The 3,945-nt window shown below is 64.2% G+C and carries 2 protein-coding genes; both read left to right on the top strand.

The genetic code is table 11. From position 1 onward, the window contains the following. Positions 1–257 precede the first annotated feature (257 nt). On the top strand, positions 258–1,442 hold the full coding sequence (locus tag AB2385_RS16675; protein WP_367656141.1) for a copper amine oxidase N-terminal domain-containing protein: 1,185 nt from the start codon (positions 258–260) through the stop codon (positions 1,440–1,442). A gap of 670 nt (positions 1,443–2,112) precedes the next feature. Then, positions 2,113–3,930 (top strand): hypothetical protein, encoded by a 1,818-nt coding sequence (locus AB2385_RS16670; RefSeq protein ID WP_367656140.1) that lies wholly within the window; start codon positions 2,113–2,115, stop codon positions 3,928–3,930. Positions 3,931–3,945 lie beyond the last annotated feature (15 nt).

The following is a 3,945-nucleotide window of genomic DNA, read 5'->3' as shown; positions in this document are numbered from 1 at the left end:
GTTCGCTGCACTCGGCAGGATCAAGGATGCTCGAGGGTTCGCGAGACAGCGCATCTGTGCCTCCGTGACCCCGGCTCCAACAAGGAGCTCGACGCTGTTCGTCTCTTGGTCCGGCTCGACAAGCTGCTGCCTGGGCACCGCAACGCCTTCTTGGCCCCGGTCGATTTATCTCGTAGCGATAGCCCCCGGGAGAACCCGCCTCCAGGGGGTTTCGTATTGGTTATGTGAGAAGCACACAGTGGGGGAGAGAAGTGCGGATGCATCGAGGACGCACAGGGATCACCAAGCATCTCACCTGGCTGTTATTGGCGATGCTGCTCACGCACGTGCCTGCAAACGTGGGGGCCGAGCAGGAAACGCGTCTGGAGATTGCGCAGTACCCAGACGAGAACTATGAGCCGGGTCCGGGCTGGCCGGACGGGTGGACGCCGCCGCCTCCGCCCGAAGGCATGTCCGAGCGAATGAAAGCGGAAGTGGAGCGGGTGCTTCGAGAGTACCCGGAGACTTATGACCGGTACGACTGGTGGGTGTGGGATCCGCTGCCTGCCTGGACGCAGGAATATCCCTATTACTGGGAAGAGGACTGGATGGGATGTGGCACGACGATGCACGTCTATGCCTACCCAAAACCCGACACGCAGTTGATCAGGCAGGTTTTCGGCCGGTCATTTGGTTGGTCACGAACTACCTGGAAACCATGTCGATATGAGCCGGTGGATTCAATCTCCGAAGTGCGGGAGATGAGCGAGGAGGAGAAAGCCGCTGAAGCACGCGGGATTGAGTACGAGTACTGGAGGGACAAGTCGCACCCCGGCTTGTTTCGGGACGACGGCAGGGCTAGCAACGGTAACCCAGATTACATCTACGTCTATCTGAACCAGGGCAATGCCTCGGAGCACTTTGACGTACCTGCTTACTTGGATACGACCGTTAACCGGGTACGGGTACCCATTCGTTTTATCAGCGAGATGATGGGAGCAGAGGTTTCGTGGGACCAAGTTGGGCGTCGGGTAACGATTCATTTCCCCGCCGTAACCCGCAAGATAATGAAGGCGGTCCCTGCTCCCGGGTACGACTATCCCGACCTGTTTGATCCCGAAGAGTATCTCCCCAACGGGCATCGCTTCCTCTTGGAGGAACGAACTGTCAGCATACCGGAGCGCACAATCACACTCACAATCAACCATCCAGTGGCAGTGGTAGACGGGAAGGAAGTGCCGCTTGATGCCCCCCCGGTAATTCGGAATGACCGGACCATGGTGCCCGTCCGTTTTATCGCTGAACAGATGGGAGCCAAGGTCTACTGGGTAGGTGCCGAGCCGATTTTCCGACGTGATGACGGAACCATGTCGGGCACCTACCAGGTTCACATCTTCACGCCCTTCTTCCCCCTGTATGAGTATCCAAGCTGGTACCTCGAAAACCGGGCGGTACGGTACTGAGGGGGGCCGGAGGATGAGGTGGCGACGGTGGGCTGCAACTGGGATCGCCGTCTGGCTGACCTTCATGTCGTCCTCGCAGGGCCTGGCGGGGGACTGGATCACCAAGGGTGGATCGCCGCAACGCACGTCGGCTGTATCGGACCCCACTGGGCTGGTTGAGTCTACCACATACTGGGAGACGGAGCCCTTAGGGGCAAGTGCCGCACAGCCCGTGGTGATCGACAACGTGGTTTTCCACTCGGCTGGCGCCTTTCTGTGGCGGATAGAGCTGGACGACCAGCGAAAACCGATCGGAGAACTGGCGCCGGTCCATGATGGGGCGACCAGAACGCAGGTTAGAGTTCACCAACCACCGGGCGGTCAGGTGATCCCTCCGCAGTCGAGCCCTACGTACAGCCCGGAGACAGAGGTTCTGTACTTTGGCACGGGGTATGGCTGGCTGTGGGCTTATCACACAAGGGAAGGGTGGTTTCGTCGGGCCGAACTAGACCTGGGCTGTCCGATTGTCGGTTCGCCGCTGGTGATCCACGACCAGGGACGAGACATCGTGGTTGTGGCTGACCGGCCGAACTACGAAGATGAGAAAAACCGCTCCGATGGGCGGCCTCTATGCCCACGCGACTTCGGTAAGGTCTGGGTGGTCCAGGAACTGGACAGGCCGGGCAGGTCCGTGCGACGGCAGGCCTATGAGGCACCGGCGACCAAGCAAGACGAGGGCGGCTTCGGCGGCTTCATCACCCCGTCGGCGGTCATGGCCCTGCCCCATGGCGAGAACCCCAGCTTCGTGATCGGCACGGACGGATTCGAGGGTGGACGGGCCATCCGTCTGGCGCTGGATCGCGCGAACGACTACCGTCCGTACCGGGTCTGGACAGTTGACGGCGCCGCTGGGTTCGCCGGGAACTTCACCTCTGACGGGAGCAGTGTGTACTGGCTTGACACGAGTGGCAGGTTGTGGGGAACGGAACTAGAGTTGGGAAGCAAACCCACGAACTGGCCCAGCTACTCCATCAACCTCCCTGCTCTCATCGGCGCCAGGGCCGCATTCACCAACACCGAGCCCGCGGTTGAGGTCCGTCAGGGCCCCGACGGCCCGGAGACCCACCTGTACATCACCCTGCGCAACTACACCGACACCGGCGCGGACCTGCGGAGCGGCCGTACCGGTAACGACGGCGCGGTGGTGGCGGTGGGGCCGGACGGCCAGGTGAAGTGGTTCCGCAAGTTCGGCCCGGCGGACAGGCTGAACGGGGAGAAGGCGTCCATGAACACCGCCCCGCTGGCGCTGGTGGGCCGGGGGGCGCTCCTGTTCGGCGACGTGAACGGGTACCTGTACACGTACTCCCTGGACACCGGCAACGCGGCCGGCGGCGATCCCCGCCCGGCCCTGATCCGCCCGACCGACAAGGCGCCCACCAACCGCTTCCTGCTCCTGCACGACGGCGAACGGCCGGCCGATGGTCCCTTCAACTTTTCGCAGTTCGCAGGCGTGGGCATCGACCCCGTCTTCGTGGACGGACTCCTGATCACAGGCTACAACTTCTACTGGAACGGGGAGCCCTCCGGACGCCTTGTGGCCTACCGGGTCGGGGAGGCATACGACCTGCGCTGGCTCGACAGTCCCGAGCCGGTGGTGCTGGTCCCGGGCGCTCCGGTGTCGGTGCAGGCCCGGGTGCAGTTGGAGTTGACCTCACGCACCCTCGGGGAACTCTGCGAGGCGGTGGCGGTGCAGTGGTTCCTGACCGACCAGAACGGGCGGCTGGTCCGCAGCCTGGGGGAGACGCCCCTCCCGCCAAGCCTCGCACCGCAGCAGCCCCACACCGTCACGGTGACGGTGAGTGCCGTCGAGGGTGACCCGGAGGAGGGCGAGATCGTCGGCGTGATCGACCTGCCCTCGGTCTATGCCCTGAGTGCTGCTCACACCGCAAACCCCAAGGTTGCCCTGGCCCGGGCGATTGGGGCGGCGCTGGGACTTCCCGCCGAGAAGAGCTGCGCCGGTGCGGTGGCCGAGGTGGTCGAGCGGGAGGGGGAGCCCGGCCCGGAGGGAGGGCTGGCCAACAACGTCCTCACCTTCGCCTACAACCGCCCCGAGCAGCAGGTTGTGGATGATCCGGCGGTGGTGGGCCTGATGACGCCGGAGATGGCGGAAGCGGGGAAACCGTTCGAAGTGGGCATTTACCTGGACTACCGGAACAACCTGGGCCGCAGTCAGATCCGGGTGCCGCTCCGGCTGTGGGCGCGGCCGGCGGCAGGAGGGTCGCCGCCGGCTGGGGCCTGGCGGGAGGTGACCATCCAGCACGGTGCCTGCTGCACCGCCAGGCCGGGAACCATTCCGGGGCTAGCTGCCGGGGTGTGGGAGATCATCGCCGAGATCGACTACCCCGGCGACACGCGCCCTGAGAACAACCGGGTTGTCCGCCGGGTCGAGGTACTGGACATGCGCTCAGGCGGCGGGGGCGGCCCGGAGGGCGGGGCCATCACGGACTGAGCGGGTGCAGTTGGA

It is taken from the genome of Symbiobacterium sp. (genome assembly GCF_040797425.1).
Taxonomy (GTDB): domain Bacteria; phylum Bacillota; class Sulfobacillia; order Symbiobacteriales; family Symbiobacteriaceae; genus Symbiobacterium.
Note: the sequence above shows the minus strand (reverse complement) of the source record. Positions and strands in the feature narration are given on the sequence as shown.

What these genes read in the sequence shown, in the direction of transcription:
- AB2385_RS16675 (WP_367656141.1), top strand. Translation starts at nt 258, where the DNA reads ATGCATCGAGGACGCACAGGGATCACCAAGCATCTCACCTGGCTGTTA.